Below are 21,101 nucleotides of genomic sequence, written 5' to 3' on the forward strand. Positions count from 1 at the left end.
GGCTAGGCCTCCTGAACGACGGGGTTGCGCAGGACGCCGATGCCGGAGATCTCCACCTCCGCCACGTCCCCCGGCTTCATCCAGAGCGGCGGGTTCCGCTTGGCGCCCACGCCGCCCGGCGTACCGGAGACGATGACGTCGCCCGGGAGCAGCGGCAGGATCGTGGAGATGTAGGCGATGAGGCGCGGCACGCCGGTGATCATCAGGTCGGTGGTCGTGCGCTGCACCACCTGCCCGTTCAGCCGCGTCTCCAGCGTCAGCGTGGAGGGGTCGGGGATCTCGTCCGACGTCACCAGCCAGGGCCCGAAGGCGCCGGTGCCCGCGAAGGTCTTGCCCGCAAGGAACTGGGTCGTGTGCATCTGCCAGTCCCGCACGCTTCCCTCGTTGTAGCAGGCGTAGCCCGCCACGTGCGCCAGCGCGTCGCCCTCCACGACGTGCCGCCCGGCCGTCCCGATCACGACGGCGAGCTCGCCCTCGTAGTCGAAGCGCTCGGAGACCCTCGGCCGCACCAGCGGCTGCCCGTGCCCGACCTGGCTGCCGGCGAAGCGCGCGAAGAGGGCGGGCTCCGGCGTCTCGGTGCGGCCGGTCTCGGCGACGTGGTCGCGGTAGTTCAGGCCGACGCAGATGATCTTGTCGGGATCGGGGATCACCGGGAGCAGGCGCAGCCCGGCGAGCGGGCGCCGCGGGGCGCTCGCCGCGGCGTGGCGCGCCTCCTTCAGCAGCCCCGCCGCCAGGAGGCCGCGCAACCCCGCGGCGCGCCCGGCGAAGGCCCCCGTCAGGTCGGCCACCGCGTCGCCCTCGACCAGGCCGAAGCCCGCGCCCCCCTCCGCCTCGAAGGATACCAGCCTCATCTCGTCGTCCTTCCCGTCATCGCGTCACAGCGCCTCGGCCAGCGCGCGCATCTCCGCGGCGTCGCGGGCCGCGCCCAGGACGTGGCGGTCGGGCCGCAGCAGCACCGCCTGAGCCCCGGCCTCGTCCAGCATCGCGCCGACCGAGGGCGCGGGATCGGCGACCAGCACGGCGCCGTGCGCCGAGAGCCGGTCCAAGAGTTCGTTCGGCAGGGCGGCCGCGAAGCCCGCCCGCATCACCGCCGCGAAGCGCAGCCCCACCCGGTCGTCGAGGAGCGTCCCGTCCGAGAGGCGCGGCTGGGACAGCAGGCGCCCGGCCGGCCCCGCCCAGCCGGCGGCCGGGCCCGGGCCGAGCGCCGGGCGCACCGGCGCCAGCCGCGCCGTCGCCTCGCCGCGCAGCACCGCCGCGGGAACCACCGCCTCCATCGCCGTCGTGTTGATCAACCCGCCGATCCGAACGGCCTCGCGGATATAGCCCTCCACATGCGGCGCGCGCTCGCTGCCATAGCTGTCCAGCAGCGCCTCGGGCACGCGGCCCCGCAGGACCTGAGCGAGCTTCCAGGCGAGGTTGGCGGCGTCGCGGATGCCCGCGCACATGCCCTGGCCGAGGAAGGGCGGCGTCTGGTGCGCGGCATCCCCCGCGAGCAGGAGGCGTCCCTCGCGCCAGCGCCGGGCGACGGTGCTGTGGAAGGTGTAGACCGCGGATCGCTCGATCGTCGCGTCCTCCGGCGTGATCCAACGCGACAGCAACGGCCAGGCTCCCTCCGGCCGCGCGAGCGCCGAGAGGTCGTCCCCGGGCCGGAGCGAGATCTCCCAGCGGCGCCGGTCGCCGGTGCCCCGCACGTAGGTCGCGGGGCGGTCCGGGTCGCAGTGCTGCACCGTGTGGTCGCCAAGGTCCGGGCGCGGCCGGCGGAGCAGCGCGTCCAGCACCAGCCAGCGCTCGTGGAAGCCGAGATCCTCCATCGGCGCGCCGATCCAGCGGCGCACGAGGGAACGGGCGCCGTCGCAGCCCACGACGTAGCGCGCCCGGGCCCGTCCGATCCGGCCGTTCGACAGGTCCTCGAAGCGCAGCCCGACGGCCTCCGCGCCCGGCTCCAGCGCGAAGACCTCCGTGCGGCTCCGCAGCGCGACCGAGGGCCAGCGCCCCGCGCCCCGGCGGAGCACCGCCTCCAGGTCCGGCTGGTGGAAGCGGTAGGAGACGTTCCAGCCCTGCGGGCCGACATCGGGGGAGCGCGACCAGTCCAGCAGCAGCCGCCCCTGCCCGTCCACGAAGCGCGTGCCGGGGGAGACGTGGGTGACCGGCAGGATCGCCTCCGCCAGCCCCATGGACTGGAAGATGCGCATCACCTCGTCGTCGAAGTGGACGGCGCGCGGCAGGTGGTAGGCGGCGGCCTCGCGCTCGAGCACCAGCGCGCGCAGGCCACTCGCGCCGAGCAGGTTCGCCAGCGCCGCGCCCACGGGCCCGTAGCCGACGATGGCGACGTCCCAGGTTTCCTCGCTCACCCCCCGGCCTCCAGCCAGGCCCGGCCGCCGGCGCGCAGCGCCGCCTCGCCCTCGCTCCCCGGCCCCGGCAGGTCCGCCGGCACCGTCCGCCCGGCGCGGCGCAGGCGCCAGGCGAGGAAGCGGTGGCCCGGCGCGTCCCCGGCATCGGGCGCCGGCGCGACGCCGCCGGGCAGGGCCGGCACCATCCAGTCGTGGTCGTAGATCGCGTCCCGCCGCAGGACGCGCCAGGCGCCGTCGCCCCGCCGCTCCACCCGGTCCAGGAAGCGCATGGTGGTCTGCCCGATCATCTCGGCGCCGTCGACGGGCCCGCGCATGCCGAGGAGCACGTCGGTCTCGACCAGCGCGCGGTCGCCGTCCAGCGCCGCGCGGCTGCCGCACATCACGTGCTTGGAGAAGGCGGCGCCGCGCCGCGCGCGGAGGGTCTCCACGAAATCGGCGAAGGGGCCGTCGAACCAGCTCACGGCGATGCGGCCGTCCGGCTGGAAGGTGGCGGCCAGCGCGTCCCAGTCGCCGGAATCGCGCGCGAAGCCCCAGGCCTCGATCAAGCGGCGGATGGCGGCACGGTCCGCCTCCTCGGCGGCGCTGCCGGGACGGCCGGGATGCGCCCCTATTGGGAAAGCCCCGCTCATCCGGGAAGGCCCCTCGCCGCCCGCCGCTCCACCGGTTCCGCCACCGCGGCGACCTCGCGCCGACGCCTCCTCCGCATGCCCGCTTCCCCCGTGGCTCTCCGGCCGCCGCGAAGCCTAGAGGGGCGCGGAGCGGGCCGCGAGCGGGATGGTGGAAGTGTCCGCCCGGTGGACAGCTACCCCTCGCCGCGGGCCAGCCGGTGCTCGATCAGGCGGGCGGTCTCCAGCAGGGGCTCGAGGCACTGGCGGATGCCCTCCTCCCGGCCGATCACGCGGGCCATCCAGATCACGTTGATGCACCCCAGCACGCGGCCGCCGTGACGGATCGGCACGCCGATGGAGCCGGTATGCGGCCAGGGCGCCCCGCCCTGCCGCACCGCGTAGCCCCGGCGCCGCGTGGCCGCGAGGAGGCGGGAGACGCGGGCCGGGTCGCGCGCCGGGGCGTCCGCCGGGTCGTCCGATCCCGCCAGCAGGCGGAGGATCCCCTCCCGCTCGGCGGCCGGCGCGTGGGCGAGATAGGCGAGCCCCACCGTGCTCGCGAGCGGCGGCAGGCGCCGCCCGACCATCCCGTGGTCAATCGAGAGCGGCGCGATGCGGTGGGTCGTGTCCCGGATGATCATGCGCGTGCCCTCCAGCGTCGCCACGTCCGAGGGCCAGAGGATGCGCGCGGTCAGCGCCGTCAGGGCGGGCTTGGCGACAGTGGAGATCCACTGCTCATCCTCGAAGCCCTCGGAGAGCTCCCGGACCCGGAGGCGCAGCAGGAAGCGGTCCTCCGAGGCGCCGCGGGCCACGTAGCCGTCTTCCAGCAGGGTCTGCATGACGCGGTACACCGTCGCGCGCGAGAGCCCCGTCTCCCGCGCCAGCATCAGCACGCTGGCCGGTCCGAGGCGGTTCAGCGCCGCTAGGACGTCCAGGCCCCGCGACAGGGCGCGGATCGGCTTGGGCTGCATCGCAGGACCGGCTCAGCCGGGCAATGGCCGGGGCGGCCCGGGAGGCCGCCCCGCTCCGCCGGCGGCACCGCCGTCCGTCACAAGACCGGGGCCGAACGCGTCAGCTTCTGACAACAGCATCCTCCGGCGCGCGGCCTCGTCAGGCAGGACGGGCGACGCCCGCGCCGGGGATCACCAGCGAATCCGGCCCGACGGTCAAGGGCCGGGCCGAGGCGAGGCGCGCCGGCGCCCGGGCACCCGCCGGCCCCGCGCGGCGCCGGCCGGAACGCCGCTTCCGCCCTTCCGCGGGATCGCCCCTTGATCCCTGGCCCAGGGAGGGTCGTATCTGGGCACGGCAGCAGGAGCCTGGACCATGGACGGTGTGCGGGACGGGGGCGGCGAGGCGCGGCGCGTGTCATGGCGCGTCGAGGGCATGGACTGCGCCTCCTGCGTCGCCAAGGTGGAGAAGGCCGTGAGCCGGCTGCCCGGGATCACGGACGTCTCCGTCAACCTGATGGCGGAGCGGCTCGGCGCCACGCTCTCCCCGGGCGGGGCGACGCGGGAGGCCGTCGAGGGCCAGATCGCGGCGGTGGGCTACCGGGCCACGCGCCTCGAGGGGGCGGCCGACGCGGCCACCACCGGCGCCCGCGCGGCCCACGACCACGCGGCCCACGACCACTCGCACGACCACGCGGGCCACGATCACCACGACCACGCGCATGATGGCTATCACGCGCACGGCGATCACGCGCAGGGCGGTGCCTTCGGCCATTCCCACGCCGACCACGACGACCCGGCCGACGCGACCAGGCCCTGGTACGCGACAGGCAAGGCCCGGCTCGTCTGGCTCCTAGGCGCCCTGGTCCTCGGCGCCTACGCCCTGTCCCTCGTCCTTCCGGCCCGGCTGACCGACCCGCTCTTCCTCGTCGCCACGCTCGTCGCCCTCGTGCCCTTCGGCCGCCGCGCCGTCGCCCTGGCCCGGGCCGGGACGCCCTTCTCCATCGAGACCCTGATGGTGACCGCCGCCGCCGGCGCCGCCGTCATCGGCGCCGCGGAGGAGGCGGCCGTCGTCGTCCTTCTCTTCGCGCTCGGCGAATTGCTGGAGAACGTGGCGGCCGGGCGCGCCCGAGCGGGCATCCGGGCGCTGGCCAGCCTCATGCCGCGGACGGCGCAGCGCCTGCGCCCCGACGGCACGGCCGAGGAGGTGCCCTCCGACCGCCTCGCCGTCGGCGACCTCGTCCTCGTCCGGCCCGGCGACCGCGTCCCCTGCGACGGCGCCATCGAGGAGGGCCAGTCCTCCCTCGACGAGAGCCCCGTGACCGGCGAGAGCATCCCCGTCCCCCGCGGCCCCGGCGAGGCCGTCGTCGCGGGCTCGATCAACGCCGACGGCGCGCTGCGCGTGCGGGTCACGCGCGGCGCGGCGGACAACACCATCGCCCGCATCATCCGCCTGGTGGAGGAGGCGACCGCCTCCCGTGCGCCGACCCAGCGCTTCATCGAGCGCTTCTCGGCCTACTGGACCCCCGGGGCGATGCTCGTCTCGCTGCTGGTCATCCTGGTGCCGCCCTTCCTGCTGGGCTGGGACGGGTGGACGAGCCTCTACCGCGGGCTGGCCGTGCTGCTGATCGCCTGCCCCTGCGCCCTCGTCATCTCCGTTCCCGCCGCCCTGGCCTCGGGCCTCTCCGCCGGCGCCCGGCGCGGCCTCCTCATCAAGGGCGGCGCCGCGCTGGAGGCGATCGGCGCCGCGACGACCGTGGCCTTCGACAAGACCGGCACGCTGACGGAGGGGCGCCCGACCGTGACCGATCTCCTCCCCGCCCCCGGGACCTCGGAGGCCGAGCTCCTCGCGCTGGCCGCCGCCGTCGAGCAGGGGTCGTCCCACCCCCTCGCGCGCGCCGTCGTGGCGGCGGCCGAGGCGCGGGGCCTCGCGACGCCGCCCGCCTCCGGCCAGGGCGCCGTGCCCGGGAAGGGCGTCGTCGCCACGGTCGGCGGCCGCCGCGTGAGCGTCGGCAGCCCGCGCCACGCGGCGGAGGGCGGGGCGGAGCTCGGCGCCCTGGCCGAGGCCGTCGCCCGCCTCGAGGCCGAGGGAAAGACGGCCGTCGTGGTCCTGGACGAGAACGCCGTCCGGGGGGTGCTGGCGCTGCGCGACGAGCCGCGCGGCGACGCGGCCGAGGGCATCCTCGCCCTCTCCCGCCTGGGCATCCACTCCGTCATGCTCACCGGCGACAACGCCCGCACCGGCGCCGCCATCGCGAAGGCCCTCGGCCTCGAGGCGAAGGCGGAGCTCCTGCCGGCCGACAAGCTCCGCGAGATCGCGGCGCTCCGGTCCGCCGGGACGGTGGTGATGGTCGGCGACGGCATCAACGACGCCCCCGCCCTCGCGGCGGCCTCCGTCGGCGTCGCCATGGGCGGCGGCACGGACGTCGCGCTCGAGGCGGCGGACGCGGCCGTGCTGCGGGACCGGGTCTCCGGCGTGGCGGAGCTCGTCGGCCTGTCGCGCTCAACCCTGGCGAACGTGCGGACGAACGTCGCCCTTGCGGTGGGGCTGAAGGCGGTGTTCCTCGTCACCACCCTGATCGGCGCCACCGGCCTCTGGCCCGCCATCCTGGCGGACACCGGGGCCACGGTGCTCGTCACGCTCAACGCGCTGCGCCTGCTCGCCTGGAAACCCGCCGCGTAGCGGCACCGGAAGCCCGCGCGGCAAACGCCGGGCGTCACGGCTTCGTCGGCTCCTGCAGCGGCGTCGAGGCGTCCGTCCGCGCCGTCCCGGCCGCGGCCGGCCCCGGCTCCACCAGCGCGGCCAGCAGCCGCCGCGTCATCACCGGCAGCATGAAGATCGGGAAGACGCCGAGCGCGAGCAGCAGCTCGACCACCGGCCGGTCCGCGAGGAAGGGCGCGGCGGCGGACCAGATGAGGGTGATGTTGCGGTTGCCGCTCACCAGGCCGACGGTGAGGGCGCGGGTGCGCTCCATGACGCCGCTGAACAGCAGCGCCCCGACGAGCTGGAAGCCCGCGTTCGCGAGGAAGGCAACGCCCAGCAGCAGCGCCGCCTGCAGGGGCGCCTCCAGGATCTCGTCCCGCATGCCCCGCATCGCCCCCACCGCCACCAGCAGGAGGCCGAGGACCGCGACCCCGGTCATGGCGTTCGGGTTCCCCGCCACCCATCCGCCGGCGAAGCGCCGCAGGAGGATGGCCGCGCCCGCCGCGCCCCCGACGATCAGGCCCAGCCGCCCCGCCAGCGCCACGGGCTCGATCGCCAGCTCGGCGCCCGTCAGCGCGGCGGCGAGCGGCGGCAGGTAGAAGGGCGAGGCGAGCGTCGCCACGACCGTGGCCAGCAGGGCGAGCGGCGCGCTGAGGCCGAGCATGGCCGCGATGGCCGCCGCGCTGCCGACCGGCGGGGCGAGCGCGGTGAGCAGCAGCCCCTGCGCCACGTCGTGGCTCGGCCGGGCGAGCAGCAGCAGGCCGAAGGCGAGGAGCGGCACGCCGAAGGTCGCCCAGGCCAGCGCCGCGAGGAGCCCGGCGCGGTCCGCCGCCTCCGCGCGGAAGGCCGGCCCGTCCACCTTCAGGAAGGCGCCGAGCGTGAAGACGAAGACGGCCACCCCCATCAGCGGGCGCGCGAGCTCCGCGAGGGGCGGGGCGACCAGCCCGATCAGCACGCCCCCGCAGAGCAGCCCCGGCCCGTTCCGCCCGGCGAAGGCGAGCAGCCGTCCCGCGCTCATGGCCCGACGGCCCGGCGCCCGCGGCGTAGGGCCCGGAGGCGCCCGGCCGCCGTCGCGGCGCGCGCCCGTCCCGCTCCCACTCGCTGCCCCGGCCACGAAACGGCGCCCCGCGCGATGCCCATCGGCTTCCCCTCGACCATCCTGGTCCTGGACGGCCGCGCGCCGCCCCTCGCCGCGAGCATCACGGCTGGCGTCCCGCCCCGGGCGTGAAAACCCCGTCAAACCCGGCGCCGGAACGTGTGACGCCCGCCGCGGCGTGCCGGCGCCGCCCCGGGTCCGGCGGGCGGGCCGCGCGCCTCATCCGGCACCGGCCGGCCACGAGGGGTGGAGAAGCGCCTGCCGGAGCGCCCGCCCGATCTGCCCGGCCCGGACCATTCGGCTGAGATGGCACGCCTGGGCGAGGAGGACCGCCGCGTTCCCCGCGTCGAGGATGGAGCAGGTCAGGGGCAGGGCGCTGACCATCCGGAAGGCCAGGTCGGCCGCGACCGACGGGTGGTCCTGGCCCATCCAGGCCGCCAGCGCGGCTACCCCCGCGAGGGCCGTGCCGCCGCTCGTCGCCGCCTCCCGCCGGGCGCGGCAGCGCTGGACGCGCATCGCCGCAAGCAGCTGCCGCTCGGCCTCGCCGACCGGATCGGAGGCGTCGAGGGACGCCCGCCCGCAACGGGAGAGGTATCTCCACGCGAGGCTCCGGCACTCGGCCTCCGCGTCGCGCGCGACGGACCCTTGCGGCATCGCCTGTTCCCCTCGCTCCACCATCCGGCCCGTCGCCGCGGGATGGCCCGGGCGGCCGCGCCGGGAACGACCCTCCACCGGCTTGGGGCGGAAGAGACCCCGAACGAGGTTGCCCCGTGCCGCCGCGCCCGGCCCGTGCCGAAGGTCACCCGCCGGGGAGCACCCAGGGCACTCCCCAAGGAAGGGCGGCGGCACGGGCCTCAGGGACGCAGCGGTCCGCGCGCCGCGGGCGTTACGAGCGCGACGGCGCAATCGAGGGCGGCCGCGCCGATCAAGGGCGCACCGGACCAGGCGGCCGCGCGCCGGACGGGGGAGGCGCCGGGCGCTTCGGCTCCGGGGGATGGCCCGCCGTCGGCCGGCACCGCCTAGTCGAGCGCCGGCACGCAGTCCTCGTCCAGCAGGGCGAGCGCCGCGAAGCGCGGCCCGAGCGGGCCCAGGTAGCGGCGCGCCGCCTCCTCCCCCGCGCGCAGCACCGCCGCGCCGCCGAGGCCGGGAACGCCGAAGGCGGAGACCGGGCCGGCCGGCAACCCGCGCAGCATCCGCAACGCGCCGAACAGGTCCGGCAAGAGGTCCTCCGGCGCCGGTGCCGGGGGAAGAAAAGCGCTGTCGGCGGAGAGGCCGCGCGCGGTGTGCACGTCCAGCTCCAGCACCGCCGCCCCCGCCTCCAGCAACTCCGCCGCGAGCCGGTCGCGCCAGGGCTCGGCGCCGGCAAACTCGCCGAGCAGGACGGCGGCGGGGTCGCCCGGCCGCCAGGCGGCGGGCGTCGTCAGCATGGCCGGCACGGGGCCCGGCGATGGCGCTCCCCCGTCGGGCGGCGCGGCCGGCTCCACCCAGCGAGCCTCCATGCGCGCACCGGACGGAGTCTCCAGTCCGGTGGCGACGCTCGTGCCGAGGCCGGGAAGGCCCGCCAACGCCAGGACGGCGACGCGCGCCGCGGCCCCGGCGCCAGCGACGGCGCGCCCGATGCCCCCGCGCGCCCCGTCCGTCGCCGGGGTCACGGCGCGCCCTCCCGCGTCTTGGCCGGGCCCGACCGCCTCGGCCCGCCGCCGTGCCACGCCCGCGACCCGACGGGCGTCGACAGGCCGGCCGTGCTCTCGCGGGGCGCGGGCCTCTCCGTCGCCGCCGTCCCGGCCGCGGGCGCGTCGCAGGCCGATCGCCTCTGCCGCTCCAGCGCCGCCAGCTCGTTCCCGGTGAGCGCGCCGGCGCGGTGCATGACGGCCAGGAACCGCGCGTAGGTCGCCGGGTCGAGCAGGGTCTCCACGCCCTCCAGCGAGCACTCGCAGGCGCTCCCCGCGGCGCGGCAGAAGGCGACGACCTCCGTCGACGGATCCGGCGGCAGGCCGTCCGGCCCCGCCCCCAGCGCCGGCCGGCAGGCCGGCCACGACGAGAGACAGGCGGCGAGCCACGCGCCGGTCACCGACCTCCAGGACACGATCGCCCTCCTCCGCTGCGGGAATACGGCCTCGGCATCGCGCCGCCAGCCTGCCGCTGCGCGTCGCGACAGGCTGCACGCCGCGGGCGGAAAGGGGGCGTTAGAAGCGCATCAAAACCGGGCTCGAAACGTGTAACGGGCCGGGCGGCACGCGCCGCGGAACGCCTTGGGCGGCGCATGCAAATGAGTTAATGCCGGCCGGCTCTCCAGCCCGCCAGATTGATCCGTGGCCCCTCCCCCGCGCGTCGACGGCGTGCGGGACGGGGCGGACGGAGGGCTTGCGATGGTCGAACCCCTCACCCCCGCTCCCGCGCCGGAACCGTCCCGCGCGCACGTCCGGCTGCTCGGCCCCTTCGAGGCGCGGCGGGCGGACGGCGCGCCGGTCCCCGGGCTGGGGCACCGCGGCGTCGCCCTTCTCGCCGTTCTCGCCCTGGCCGAGGCGCCGCCCGCGCGCGACGAGCTCGCGGCGCTCCTCTGGCCCGGGCGACGGCCGGAACAGGCCCGCGGCAGCCTCCGGCAGGAGCTGCTGCGCCTCCGCCGCGCCTTCGGCTGGCCCGCGGGCGGCCCCCTCCTGATTCCGGACGCCCTGGCCGGGGTGGACGCGCGCGACCTGAGCCGCGCGCTGGCCGGGAGCGCGGGGCTGGCGGAGGCCGTCCGGCTCTACCGGGGGGTCCTGCTGGCGGGCTTACCCCTCGGCCCAGACGACCCCTTCGCCCGCTGGCTCCTCCCCCGGCGCGCCGCCCTGCACGAGCGGGCGCTCGCGACCATGCGCGCGCGGCTCCGCGCGGGCGAGGGCACCGAGGCGCTGGCCCGCCGCCTCCTCGCCCTCGACCGGGGGGACGAGGACGCGCATCGCCACCTCATGCGCGGGCACGCCGAGCGCGGCGACCTCGCCGCGGTGCTGGACCAGTACCGCTGCCTCACCGAAGCCCTCGGCCCCGCCGGCCCGGGCCCCTCGGCGGAGACGCGCGGGCTGCTGGACGAGCTCACGCTTCGGCTCGGCCCGCGCGCCCCCGCCGAGCCCGCCGGTGCGCCCGCGCTCGACTGGATCCGCGCCGCGCCGGACCGCGCCCCGGTGCCCGCGGTCCCCGCGCCCGGCCCCGTCGCCCCGGTGGACGACCGGCCCTCCGTCGCCGTCCTCCCCTTCGCCGGGATCTCCCACGACCCCGTGGCGGGCGACGTGCTGGCCGACGGCCTGACGGAGGAGATCACGAACGCCCTCGCGCACGTCCCCGGCTTCTTCGTGACCGCGCGGCAGTCGGCGCTCGCCTATCGCGGGCTCGGCATGGACGTGCGCCGCATCGCGGCGGAGCTCGGCGTGCGCTACCTCGTGGAGGGCGGGGTGGAGCAGGACAGCCACCGGATCCGGCTGAACATCCGCCTGCTCGACGGGCGGACCGGGATGCATCTCTGGGCGGACTCGCAGGGCGCGCGGCTCGGCGACGCCATGGGGCTGCGCGACACGATCGTCCAGCGGATCGCGGCCCGCCTGGCGCCGCGCCTCATGCAGGAGGAGGTCGCGCGCGCTATGCGCCGGCCGCCCGAGTACCCGGACGCCTGGACCTGGCTGCAGCGCGCGAACGGCGTGCTCCTCGGCGGCCGGCACAAGGCGGCGCTGGAGCGGGTGCTGGAGCCGCTCGGCCGCGCGCTGGAGGCGGACCCCGGCTACGCCATGGCGCACGCGCTGGCCGGCGCCGTGCGCACCGCGCGCTGGCTGACGAAGGAGTTCCCGGACCCGGACGGGGAGCGCCGCCTCGCCCTCCAGCACGCGGACGCCGCCCTGGCGGCGGACCCGGAGAACCCCTTCGTCCTGTCGCATTGCGCGGAGGTGGCGCTCTACGCGCGCGCGAGCACGGAGGAGGCGCGCGCGCTGATCGAGCGGGCCGCGCAGCGAAACCCGAACGACGCCAACAGCCTCGCGCTCCTCGCCCATATCCGGCGCCAGGCGCAGGAGGACCCGCGCGCCTGCCTCGGCCTCATCGCCGACGCGCTCCGCCTGAGCCCGCGCGACCCCCGCAGCTTCGCCTGGCACCACTACGCGAGCTGGTGCCACTTCCGGCAGGAGGACCTCGGCGCGATGGAGGCCGCCTGCCGCCGCTCGATCGGGCTCTACGGGCGCTACCCGATGAACTGGATCGCCCTGACCTCGTCCCTGTCCCTGCAGGAACGCGAGGCGGAGGCGCGCGAGGCCGCGGCGGTCCTGCGGCGCCTGCAGCCGGGCTTCCGCGCGGACGGCTTCTTCGAGGCCGCGCGCGCCACCTACGGCGCGCGGTTCGAGGGGCCGGTGCGGCAGGAATACGAGGCCCTGCGCGGCGCGCTCACCCGCGCCCTCGCCGACTAGCCCCGGGGCTCAGGCCCAGCGGACGCCCCAGAAGGTCGGCAGCCCCGGCGGCACCCCGGCCAGCCCGCGCCGGTGCGCCGCCCGCGGGAGCACCGCCCCGATGGGAATGTAGGGCAGGTCCTCGAAGGCCTGCCGCTGCAGGGCGCGGGCAAGGCCGTCGCGCTCCCCCGGGCTCCCGGCCTCGAGCCAGGCGTCGCGCAGGGCCTCGATCCGCGGGCTCACCGGCCAGCCGATACGGCCCTCCCGCCCGTTCCCGCGGAGATAGGGGTGGACGGCGGGGTCCAGCATGTCGAGGCCGGAGAACCAGGTGTGGACCACGTTCCAGCCCCCCTGCGCCGGCGGGTCCTGCCGCGCGAGGCGCCCGAAGGCGGTGGCCCAGTCGAGCGCCTGGACGTCGACCTCGAAGCCGACGCGCCGCAGCAGGTCGGCCCCGACCTCCGCCTGCGCCCGCAGGATCGGCACGTCCGTCGGCGCGATGAGCACCACCCGCGCCCCCGCGGCGCCGGCCCGCGCCAATGCACGGCGCGCCCCCTCGAGGTCGCGCGGGCCGAGCAGCACGTCCAGCCCCTCGTCGCTCGCGCCCAGCGCGCCCTCCGCGAAGAAGCCGACCTCGGTCCGTCCGCCCCCTGGGAAGTCGCCGGCGACCGCGGCGACGTAGTCGGCGGGCGAGACCGCCGGCAGCAGCGCGCGGCGCACCGCCGGGTCGTCGAAGGGCGGGTGCAGCTGGTTGAAGCGCAGCGCGCCGTGGAGGCCGAGCGCGCCGGGCGGGGTGACCGCCACGCGCGGGTCCCGCGCGAGGGAGGGCAGCAGGTCGAAGCCGGGATTCTCCCACCAGTCCACCTCGCCCGCGCGCAACGCCGCCGCCGCCGTGGCGGGGTCGGGCAGCACGTGCCACTCCACGCGGTCGACCTGGACGTGCTTGGGCCCGGCGGTGAGGCCCGCCCCGCCGCCCTCGCGAGGGAGATAGGCCTCGTTCCGCTCGTAGGCCACGCGCGCGCCGGCGAGGCGCTCGGCGGGCAGGAAGCGGAAGGGGCCGCTGCCCACCACCTCCGTCACCGGGCGGTGCGGATCGGCCCGGGCCAGGCGCTCCGGCATGATCGCGCAGACCGGCGAGCCCGGCTTGCCGAGCGCGTAAGTCAGCAGCGGGAAGGGACGCCGGAGCCGGATGCCGATGTCCCGGTCGTCGAGCGCCCCGATCTCCTCGGCCGCGGCGAGCAGCGCCCCTCCGAAGCCGTCGCGCGCGCCCCATCGGCGGAGGCTCGCCGCGGCGTCGCGCGCGAGCACCGGCTCGCCGTCGTGGAAGCGCAGGCCCTCGCGCAGGCGGATCGTCCAGCGAAGGCCGTCGGCGGACACCTCGTGCCCCTGGGCCATCTGCGGCTGGACCCGGTAATCCGCGTCCATGCCGTAGAGGGTGTCGTAGACCATCAGCGCGTGGTTGCGCGTGACGTAGGCGCCGGACCAGACCGGGTCCGTGACGCCGAGATCCGCGTGCGGCACGAAGCGCAGGACGCGCGCGCCCGCGCCGGCCGCAAGGCGCGGGGCGGCAAGGCCGAGGGCGAGCGCGGCGCGGCGCCCAAGGGCAGCGGAGGGGAGACGCATCGCGAGCTCCAGCAAGGACCGGCGGCGGGAGGATCGGCCTCCTGGCGGGCCTGCACCACCGGAAAGCGGGGCGGGCGCGGGCGGTGCGGCGCCTCTTCGGCGCGCGGGCCGGAACGCGCTGGCGGGTGCGCCGGTCCTGCGTGCCGCCGGGGCGCGCGGAGGGCAGCTGCGGCTAGCTGCCAGTCCTGGCCGCCCATGCCCGAGCCGACGCCGCTGATCGCGCACCCTCGACGATCACCGGCCGCCCGTCCTTCCGGTTCGTCATGCGAAGCCCGGTCGCGAGGGCAAGCCGCGTCTCCGTCGCCCGCGTCATGCCGCCGGTCGGCGCGCCGGCCACGGAAGGATGCGCGAGCCGTTCGTCCGAAGCCTCGTCATCGGGCTGTTCGACAACCGGGAGGGCCTCGCCGGCTGGCACGATGACCACGCCGCCTTCGTCGAGACCATCTGGCGCCAGCGGCACCGGGCCGCCGCGCTCACGCAGCAGCATCTTGCGAGGATCAGCAGGATCTTCGTCTCAGTCGCCCGCGCCGCCATCAGCGTGTGGCCAGCTGTGGCCCGGCCCGTCGCGGGACGGACGGGGATCAGCCCGCGGAACGGTCGAGCAGCACCCACAGCCGCGCGATGCGGCCACCCACGATCTCCGCCGCGTCCGCGCCGGTGACAAGGGTCTCGCCGCCCTCCGGACCGGCCCGCCAGCGCAGCACGCCCAGCCCGTGATGGCCGACCGCCGCGCCCTCCGGCACGAAGGCGAAGCCCGGCCCGAACCCGTCGAGGAGCCGGCCCGCGACCTCGGCGATGCCTGCCTGCCCCTCGACGACGCCGTCCGGCTCGAACATCACGGGGTCAGACACGTACAGCTCCGCCAACGCGACCGCCCGCCGCGCGGCGTCGCGCTCGTTGAAGACGCGCAGGAGGTTGGCGCGGAGCAGATGGTCGTAGTCCGGCTCGGCGGCGGGGTCGTTGGCGTCCGGCATGGCGGTCTGGATCCTCTGGTCGTCGCGGCACGTTCGAAGCGGCCGGCGGCCCCCGGCCCGCAAGGAGGCCACGGAGGGGTGGCGTGGCGCAACGAGCCCGCCCTCCACCACCGATAGCCTAGGCCACCCCAGGCCCTGCCCGGAAGTCGGGGGCCGGCGCGCGGCTCCTGCGGCGAGGCGGAGCGGGCGCGTGATGGAGGGCGGTCCTCACGCGGCCGACGCACCCAGCGTGACCACCTCGCCGCACGCGGGACGTTTCCCTGATCCCGTCACGGCCATGCGGCGGGCTGCCCATCCAGGCCGAAGACGCCGCGGCCGTCTCAGGCCCAGAGCCCCTTCCCCGCGAGCCATTCCTGGACCAGCCCCGCGACGGTATCGCTGTTGCGGTCCATCATCATCATGTGGCTGTTCCCGCGGATCCCGCGCTCCGGCAGGTTCACCACGTCGACGGATCCGCCGGCCGCGCGCACAGCCTCGGCGAAGCGCATCCCGCTCGCGCGGATGGCCGGCCAGCGCGCGTCGCCGTCGATGTAGTCGCCGTAGAGGACGAGCATCGGCACGTCCTTCAGGGCGGCCACCTTCGCCAGGTCGCCGACCGCCGCGGGCTCCACGAGCACGAGGGCGCGGACCTTGTCCGGCCGCTCCTGGGCGGCGCGCCAGCCGAAGAACCCGCCCTGGCTGTGCACCATCACCACGCTCGGGCCTACGCGGTCGAGCAGGGCGCCGTAGGCCTCCAGCGTCAGCTCGTCCGTCGTGGTGAAGCGGGGCACGTTCTGCCGCATGAAGTTGCGGTAGCTGTCCCCGTCCGCCGGGAACTGGTTGCCCGGCAGGGTGGTGCCGCGCGCGCGGGAGCCGGGGCCGTCGCCGATGCGGAAGCGCTCGTAGGGATTGTCCTCGGTCAGGAAGATCGGCTGGCCGCCGGTGGCCTCCGGGATCATCGTCCAGCCGGACCGCCCGCGCTCCACCGCGTCCGAGACATAGACGGGCCAGCCGCGCCGCAGGAAGAAGTGCTGCCAGCCCTCCCGGCCGTCGGGCGTGGTCTCCCAGGTCACGCCGGTCAGGCCGCCACCGTGCCACATCAGCAGCGGGAAGCGGCCGCGCTGCGGCGCGGGGATCATGTAGCCCGCGTACATGCCGCCCACGAGGTAGGTGCCGTTCGGGTCCACCCGCGCGGGCTGCCCGCCCGGCGAGAAGAGGACCTCGCGCGTCGGCTGGCCGGAGACGACGAAGTCGCGCCCGCCAACGTGGAAGGAGCCGAACTCCGCGAGCGTGATCGGCGCGCGCCCCGCCGCGGGCGCAGCCACGGCCGGCGCCGTGCCCGGCACCATGCCCTGGGCGACGCCGGACTTGGGCAGCGCCGCCGCCGCGACGCCCATCGCCGCCCCTTGCAGGAACGTCCGTCTCATTGTCGCCTCCCGAATGTCAACCGCGCGGCCCAGTCTGCACGTCGCCCGCCGCCCTGACGAGGCAGGGCGCGAGCCGCCGGCCGTCAACGTGATCGGCCAGGGCGCGCCATCCAGAACCGGCGGCCAACTCAATCGACCGCGGCTTCCGGTCCGGAGGCCGCGGTTAGCGCGCGGGAACCACCGGGCCCAGGCCGGCGCGAAGCGGCCCGGCCTTTCCGGGGCGCGCGGCGGAGGACAGGGTGGAAAGGACCCGCGGCACTTCCGAGGACGGTACCGGCCGGCTGAACAGGTAACCCTGGACCTCCGTGCAGCGCTCGGCCTCGAGCCGGCGGAACTGCTCCTCGGTCTCCACCCCCTCGGCCGTGCTCGCCATGCCGAGCCGCTCGCAGAGGCCGGTCACCGCGCTGACGATCGCCGCGTCGTCGGGCGAGGTCCCGAGGTCGCGCACGAAGGCCCGGTCGATCTTGATCTTGTCGAAGGGGAAGCTGCGCAGGTAGCTCAGGGACGAGTAGCCCGTCCCGAAGTCGTCCATGGCGATGCGCGCGCCGAGATCCTTGAGGCGGTGCAGCGTCGCGATCGTCGCCTCGGTCTGGTGCAGCAGCACCCCCTCGGTGATCTCGAGCTCCAGCCGCCCCGCCGGCAACCCGCTGTCGGCGAGCGCCTCCGCCACCATCTCCACGAGCCGCGGGTCGCGGAACTGGATGGGCGACAGGTTCACCGCGACGCGCAGGCCCGGTGCCCAGCCGGCCGCGTCCGCGCAGGCCCGGCGCAGCGCCAGCTCGCCGAGCGCGACGATGAGGCCGATCTCCTCCGCCAGCGGGATGAACTGGGCGGGGGGGATGAAGCCGCGCTCCGGGTGCCGCCAGCGCAGCAGCGCCTCGAGGCCGGTCGGCGCCCGGGTCTCGACCGCGATCACCGGCTGGTAGTGAACCTCGAACACCTCGGGCGTGGCGTGCAGCGCGCGCCGCAGCTCGAGCTCCAGTTGCCGGCGCTCCTGCGCCTGCTGGTCCATCTCGCGCTTGAAGAAGCGGGCCCGCCCGCGGCCATCCTGCTTGGCCCGGTAGAGGGCGAGGTCGGCGTGCTTCAGCACCTCGTCGGAGGTGGTCCCGTCCTGCGGGAGCACGGCGACCCCGATCGAGCTGCCGATGACCACCTGGTGGCCCTCGATGTCGAAGGGCTCGGAGAGCACCCCGATCAGGCGGCGCGCGAGCGCGGCCACCTCGGTGTTCACGGGGCGCTCGCCCTCCTCGTCGAGGGCGACGACCACCGCGAACTCGTCGCCGCCCAGCCGGGCCACCATGTCCCCGCGCGCGCCGCGCACGTTGGCTAGGATGCGCGCCGAGGCCGCCTTGAGCAGCGCGTCGCCCACCGGGTGGCCCAGGGTGTCGTTCACCTCCTTGAAGCGGTCGAGGTCCATGTAGAGCACGGCGGCCGGCGTCCCGCGCGCCGCGGCCTCCGCCACCGCGTGGCCGAGCCGGTCGTGCAGGGCCAGCCGGTTGGGCAACCCCGTCAGGGCGTCGTGCCGCGCCATGTGCTCGACCCGCGCCTCGGCGGCGCGGCGCTCCGTCACGTCCTCGAAGGTGACGACCCAGCTTCCGTCGGGGGCGGGCTGGTACACCACGGAGGCGGCGCGCCCATCCTCCAGGTCCTGCACGAAGGCCCCGCCCTGGCGCGCCTCCACGAAGGTCGCCAGGCGGTCCAGCACGGGCCGGGCCTTCCCCGACGCTGCCCGCAGCTCCTCGAAGGTCGCGCCCGGGCGGAGCGCGCCGCGCGGATAGCCGATGATCCGCGCGCAGTTGTGGTTGGCGAGCTCCAGGCGGCTCTCCGCGCTGAACTTCCAGAGGCCCTGGGACATGCCCTCGACGGCCATCCGGAACCGCGCGTCCTGCGCCGCCAGCTCGCTCTCCCGCCGCAGCCGCTCGGCCAGTGCGGCCTGCTCGGCCTCCGCCTTCCGCGCCGCCGCCGCCAGGGTCACGCCGATCAGCAGGAGCAGGAGACCGCAGCCAATGATCAGGTTGATCCCCTGCTCCCGCCAGCCCGCGAGCGCCGCCTCCGTGGTGGTGCCGACATGGACCCGCAGCGGATGCCCCGCGAGGGCGCGCGCGGAGACCAGCCGCTCGCGCCCGTCGACCGCGCTGGCCATGCGGACCGCGGCGCCGTCCGGCGCGGCGAGGGTGGAGCGGAACTGGGGCGAGGCGCTGAAGTCGCGCCCGACGCTGCTCCCCGCGTCGGGGTAGCGGGCGATCAGCGTGCCGTCGGTCCGGAACAGGGCGACGCTCGTCTCCGGACCGAGCGCGAGTTCCCGGTAGAAGCTCTCGAAGTAGGCGAGCTCCACGACGCCCACGGCGGCGCCGAAGAAGCTCCCGTCGGGGCCGGAGATGCGCCGGGCGAGATGGATGCTCCAGGTGCCCGTGCCGCGGTTGTGCACGGGCGGGCCGATCACCCAGTCCTGGCCGCCGTCCCGCAGCAGGCGGAAGTACTCGCGGTCGCCGAGCTCGGTCGGCGGCGCTGGCCAGTGGCGGGAGAAGGAGAGGAGCCGGCCATCGGCGCCGATGAGGAGCAGCGCGTCGGCCTGCGGCATCGCGTCGGACCGCTCGCGCAGCGCCTCGTGCACGGAGCGCGCACGGGCCCAGGCCGCGAGGCGGTCGGCCGAGGCGAGCGCGCCCTCCGCCCGCGCGCGCTCGAGAAGCGCCTCGAGCGCGAAGTCGACGGTCTGGAAGGCGCGGTCGGTGTGGTCGGCGAGGACCACCGAGATCGTTCGCAGCTCGCGACCGGCATCGACGATCGTGCGCTGGTACGTCTTCCACGACACGAAGGCGCTCGCCAGGATCACGGTCAGGCCGAGCAGCAGGGCCGCGACCACCGGCACCCGCGCGCCGCGCAACAGCGCGCCCGCGCCCGCCGACGCATCGCGCGCGGCGTCCCGGCCCGGGCGAGGCCGCGTCGGGGTCTCCGGGCGGAGCGCTGGCGCGGGCATCGCCGGCTAGAGAGCCCGCGGCGGGCGCTGGATCCGGGAGGGACGGAGCGGATACCCGACGGACGGTGACCTCACGGGAGCAGGCCTTCGCTGATCTTCTTGCTGCCGCCACCGATACAGGCCGCCGGTTGAAGGATTCGCTAACGGGCGGCGCGGCGCGTTCCAGGCCGCCGCCCGCCTAGTCACTTGCCGCGCGGCGTGGCCGGTAGGACCTGCCTGCCGGGAAGGCCGGCGACGGCGCCTCGCCCTGCCGCAACCGCGCCGATCCCGCGCGCGGCGGCCCGGACGGATTGCGCGCAGGGCGCCCCCTGCGGGATCGCTGCCGCGCCGGTCTTGCCTAGCGCCGGTAGGACGCCCCGATCTCCGGCAGGTCCATGCCGGGGAACTCGGCGCAGCGGTAGCTTTCCGCCGTCGCCTGATCGCCGGCCCCGTCATGCACCGCGCGCTGGGGGTAGGGGCAGAGCGGCCGGCTGAACTGGATTGCGCCGTCGGGGCGGTTGCCCTCGCGGTGGTGCGCGAGGATCCGCGCGGGGGGCGTGCCCTCCTCCACCCAGCGCTCCAGCGCCGCCTGCAGCTCGGGCTGGTTCGCGCCGGGGCCGCCGCGGCAGTGCTCCATGCCCGGGACGAGGAAGAGCCGGTAGAAGGACGGGACGTCCCCGCCCGCCGCCTCCGCGACGCGCCCGTGGTAGGCGATGGACTCCGCGAAGGGCACGACCGGGTCGGCCAGGCCGTGATAGGCGATCAGCTTGCCGCCGCGCCGGCGGAAGGCGGAGAGGTCCGGGTCCGTCGCGTTGATCACCGGCGCCAGCCGCGCATCCACCGCCGCTATGTCGCGGTCGAAGTCGAAGGCCCACCAGCTCCAGCCCGCGCCGAACCCGGCCCAGTGGCGCCAGTAGTTCACCCGCGCGGGCGCCGAGGGGTTGCCCGGGTCCGCCCAGTAGAGGCTCCAGCCCGGCAGGCTCGGCGGCCCGCCGCTGTTCTCGCTGCCCCGCGGGAAGGGGAAGTGGATCCGCTCGCCGGTGCGCGGGTTGCGCGGCCCGTCGTACATGGACCGGAGCGCCTCCACCTGCGGGTCCGTCAGGCAGTCCGCGCCGTCCCCGCCGGCGCAGCGCAGGGCCGCCGGATCGAAGCGGCAGGCCAGGGGATCGTTCAGCCAGCCGTCCGCCGCATGCCCGCCGCCCGCGCCGTTGCCGGCCCGGCAGGCCGCCAGCGCGGCCTCGGCGACGAGCCGCAGCTTGGCGGGCGGGACAAGCGCCGCGGCGTCGTCGCCGGGCGCGTGGTTGCGCTGGTACTGCCAGAGGAAGCCCGCGTTCAGGTGGGTGCGGTTGCCGCCGGAGGCGCCGGCGATGATGCCGTCGAAGTCCTCGGGGTAGCGCTGGGCCGAGGCCATGCCCTGGTGGCCGCCGGTGGAGCAGCCCGCGAAGAAGGTGCGGCGGGCGGGCTGGCCGTAGAAGGCGGCGACGACCTGCTTCGCCCGCACGACGGATTCGTGCACCGCGCGGTGCCCCCAGTCCACGATCGCCTCCGGGCGGCCCTCGGCGAAGGAGGGGTCGTCGCCCTCGTGGCCGGTGTCCGTGCCCAGCGTGGCGTAGCCGCGCCGCAGGAGCCCGGCCATCTCCCCGTAGGAAAGGGCGGAGCTGTAGCCGCCGTTCCCGAACATCTGCAGCCGCCCGTTCCAGCCCCCGGCCGGCAGCCAGAGCTCGAAGCCGATGCGCGACCCCGCCACCGGCTCCACGACGCCCCGGACGCGGCAGAAGGCCGGGAGGGCCTCCTGCACCGGGCCGGAGGGCGGGCGGTAGCTTCCCGCCGCCACCTCCTCCGCCTCGACCCGCGCCTGCGGGAGGGCGAGCCCCGCGAGCGCCCCGCAATCGGCCGCGCGGGCCGGCGCCGGCATGCCCGCCAGCAGCGCGAGCGCGGGGCCGGCGGCCACCCCCAGGAACGTCCAGCGATGCCTCATCGGCCCCTCCTCCCTCCGGGCACCCTCGCCCGCGCCCCTCCGGCCACCCGCGCCGTCC

General features: G+C 76.5%; 16 protein-coding genes. 2 read left to right on the top strand and 14 right to left on the bottom strand.

Annotated elements, in window-relative coordinates; all coding sequences use genetic code 11:
* Positions 1-2 precede the first annotated feature (2 nt).
* From EAH89_RS05350 to EAH89_RS05365, 4 genes are all read right to left on the bottom strand, one after another.
* Positions 3-851 (bottom strand): fumarylacetoacetate hydrolase family protein, encoded by an 849-nt coding sequence (locus EAH89_RS05350; protein WP_140881762.1) that lies wholly within the window; start codon positions 849-851, stop codon positions 3-5.
* A gap of 24 nt (positions 852-875) precedes the next feature.
* Entirely contained in the window at positions 876-2,351 is a 1,476-nt protein-coding gene (mhpA, locus tag EAH89_RS05355) for a bifunctional 3-(3-hydroxy-phenyl)propionate/3-hydroxycinnamic acid hydroxylase MhpA (protein ID WP_206667456.1), read from the bottom strand.
* The gene (locus EAH89_RS05360) at positions 2,348-2,980 is read right to left on the bottom strand and encodes a nuclear transport factor 2 family protein (protein ID WP_140881763.1); all 633 of its coding nucleotides are present in this window, start codon (positions 2,978-2,980) and stop codon (positions 2,348-2,350) included. The genes mhpA and EAH89_RS05360 overlap by 4 nt, the downstream gene beginning before the upstream one ends.
* A 173-nt stretch (positions 2,981-3,153) precedes the next feature.
* Positions 3,154-3,927: a helix-turn-helix domain-containing protein gene (locus EAH89_RS05365; protein ID WP_140881764.1), complete on the bottom strand. Its 774-nt coding sequence runs from the start codon at positions 3,925-3,927 to the stop codon at positions 3,154-3,156.
* Between the two features lie 352 nt (positions 3,928-4,279).
* On the opposite strand from EAH89_RS05365, the gene EAH89_RS05370 reads away from it, so the two are divergent.
* Positions 4,280-6,586 (top strand): heavy metal translocating P-type ATPase, encoded by a 2,307-nt coding sequence (locus tag EAH89_RS05370; RefSeq protein ID WP_241666870.1) that lies wholly within the window; start codon positions 4,280-4,282, stop codon positions 6,584-6,586.
* 34 nt (positions 6,587-6,620) lie between these two features.
* Here EAH89_RS05370 and EAH89_RS05375 read toward each other — a convergent pair whose 3' ends face one another.
* From EAH89_RS05375 to EAH89_RS05390, 4 genes are all read right to left on the bottom strand, one after another.
* On the bottom strand, positions 6,621-7,625 hold the full coding sequence (locus EAH89_RS05375) for a hypothetical protein (RefSeq protein WP_140881765.1): 1,005 nt from the start codon (positions 7,623-7,625) through the stop codon (positions 6,621-6,623).
* Between the two features lie 297 nt (positions 7,626-7,922).
* A complete protein-coding gene (locus tag EAH89_RS05380) occupies positions 7,923-8,357 on the bottom strand; it encodes a hypothetical protein (protein ID WP_140881766.1) in 435 nt (144 codons plus the stop codon).
* 365 nt (positions 8,358-8,722) lie between these two features.
* Positions 8,723-9,355: a hypothetical protein gene (locus EAH89_RS05385; protein WP_140881767.1), complete on the bottom strand. Its 633-nt coding sequence runs from the start codon at positions 9,353-9,355 to the stop codon at positions 8,723-8,725.
* Positions 9,352-9,789, bottom strand: coding sequence for a hypothetical protein (locus EAH89_RS05390; protein ID WP_140881768.1), 438 nt, complete (start codon positions 9,787-9,789; stop codon positions 9,352-9,354). Before EAH89_RS05390 ends, EAH89_RS05385 begins: the two co-directional genes overlap by 4 nt.
* A gap of 283 nt (positions 9,790-10,072) precedes the next feature.
* On the opposite strand from EAH89_RS05390, the gene EAH89_RS05395 reads away from it, so the two are divergent.
* Complete coding sequence (locus EAH89_RS05395) at positions 10,073-12,130, top strand: BTAD domain-containing putative transcriptional regulator (protein ID WP_140881769.1); 2,058 nt, start codon at positions 10,073-10,075, stop codon at positions 12,128-12,130.
* Positions 12,131-12,139: 9 nt separating this feature from the next.
* On the opposite strand, the gene EAH89_RS05400 is transcribed toward EAH89_RS05395, so the two are convergent.
* From EAH89_RS05400 to EAH89_RS05425, 6 genes are all read right to left on the bottom strand, one after another.
* On the bottom strand, positions 12,140-13,729 hold the full coding sequence (locus tag EAH89_RS05400; protein WP_140881770.1) for an ABC transporter substrate-binding protein: 1,590 nt from the start codon (positions 13,727-13,729) through the stop codon (positions 12,140-12,142).
* 172 nt (positions 13,730-13,901) lie between these two features.
* Positions 13,902-14,216, bottom strand: a complete 315-nt coding sequence (locus EAH89_RS05405; RefSeq protein ID WP_140881771.1) for a hypothetical protein — start codon at positions 14,214-14,216, stop codon at positions 13,902-13,904.
* Between the two features lie 94 nt (positions 14,217-14,310).
* Complete coding sequence (locus tag EAH89_RS05410; protein ID WP_140881772.1) at positions 14,311-14,703, bottom strand: nuclear transport factor 2 family protein; 393 nt, start codon at positions 14,701-14,703, stop codon at positions 14,311-14,313.
* 320 nt (positions 14,704-15,023) lie between these two features.
* On the bottom strand, positions 15,024-16,109 hold the full coding sequence (locus EAH89_RS05415) for an alpha/beta fold hydrolase (protein ID WP_161993487.1): 1,086 nt from the start codon (positions 16,107-16,109) through the stop codon (positions 15,024-15,026).
* Between the two features lie 163 nt (positions 16,110-16,272).
* The gene (locus EAH89_RS05420; protein ID WP_140881773.1) at positions 16,273-19,086 is read right to left on the bottom strand and encodes a bifunctional diguanylate cyclase/phosphodiesterase; all 2,814 of its coding nucleotides are present in this window, start codon (positions 19,084-19,086) and stop codon (positions 16,273-16,275) included.
* 337 nt (positions 19,087-19,423) lie between these two features.
* Positions 19,424-21,043 carry a tannase/feruloyl esterase family alpha/beta hydrolase gene (locus tag EAH89_RS05425; RefSeq protein WP_140881774.1) on the bottom strand — a complete coding sequence of 540 codons (1,620 nt, stop codon included), beginning with the start codon at positions 21,041-21,043 and terminating at the stop codon, positions 19,424-19,426.
* Positions 21,044-21,101 lie beyond the last annotated feature (58 nt).

The sequence above is a fragment of the Muricoccus nepalensis genome (assembly GCF_006438825.1).
Taxonomy (GTDB): domain Bacteria; phylum Pseudomonadota; class Alphaproteobacteria; order Acetobacterales; family Acetobacteraceae; genus Roseomonas; species Roseomonas nepalensis.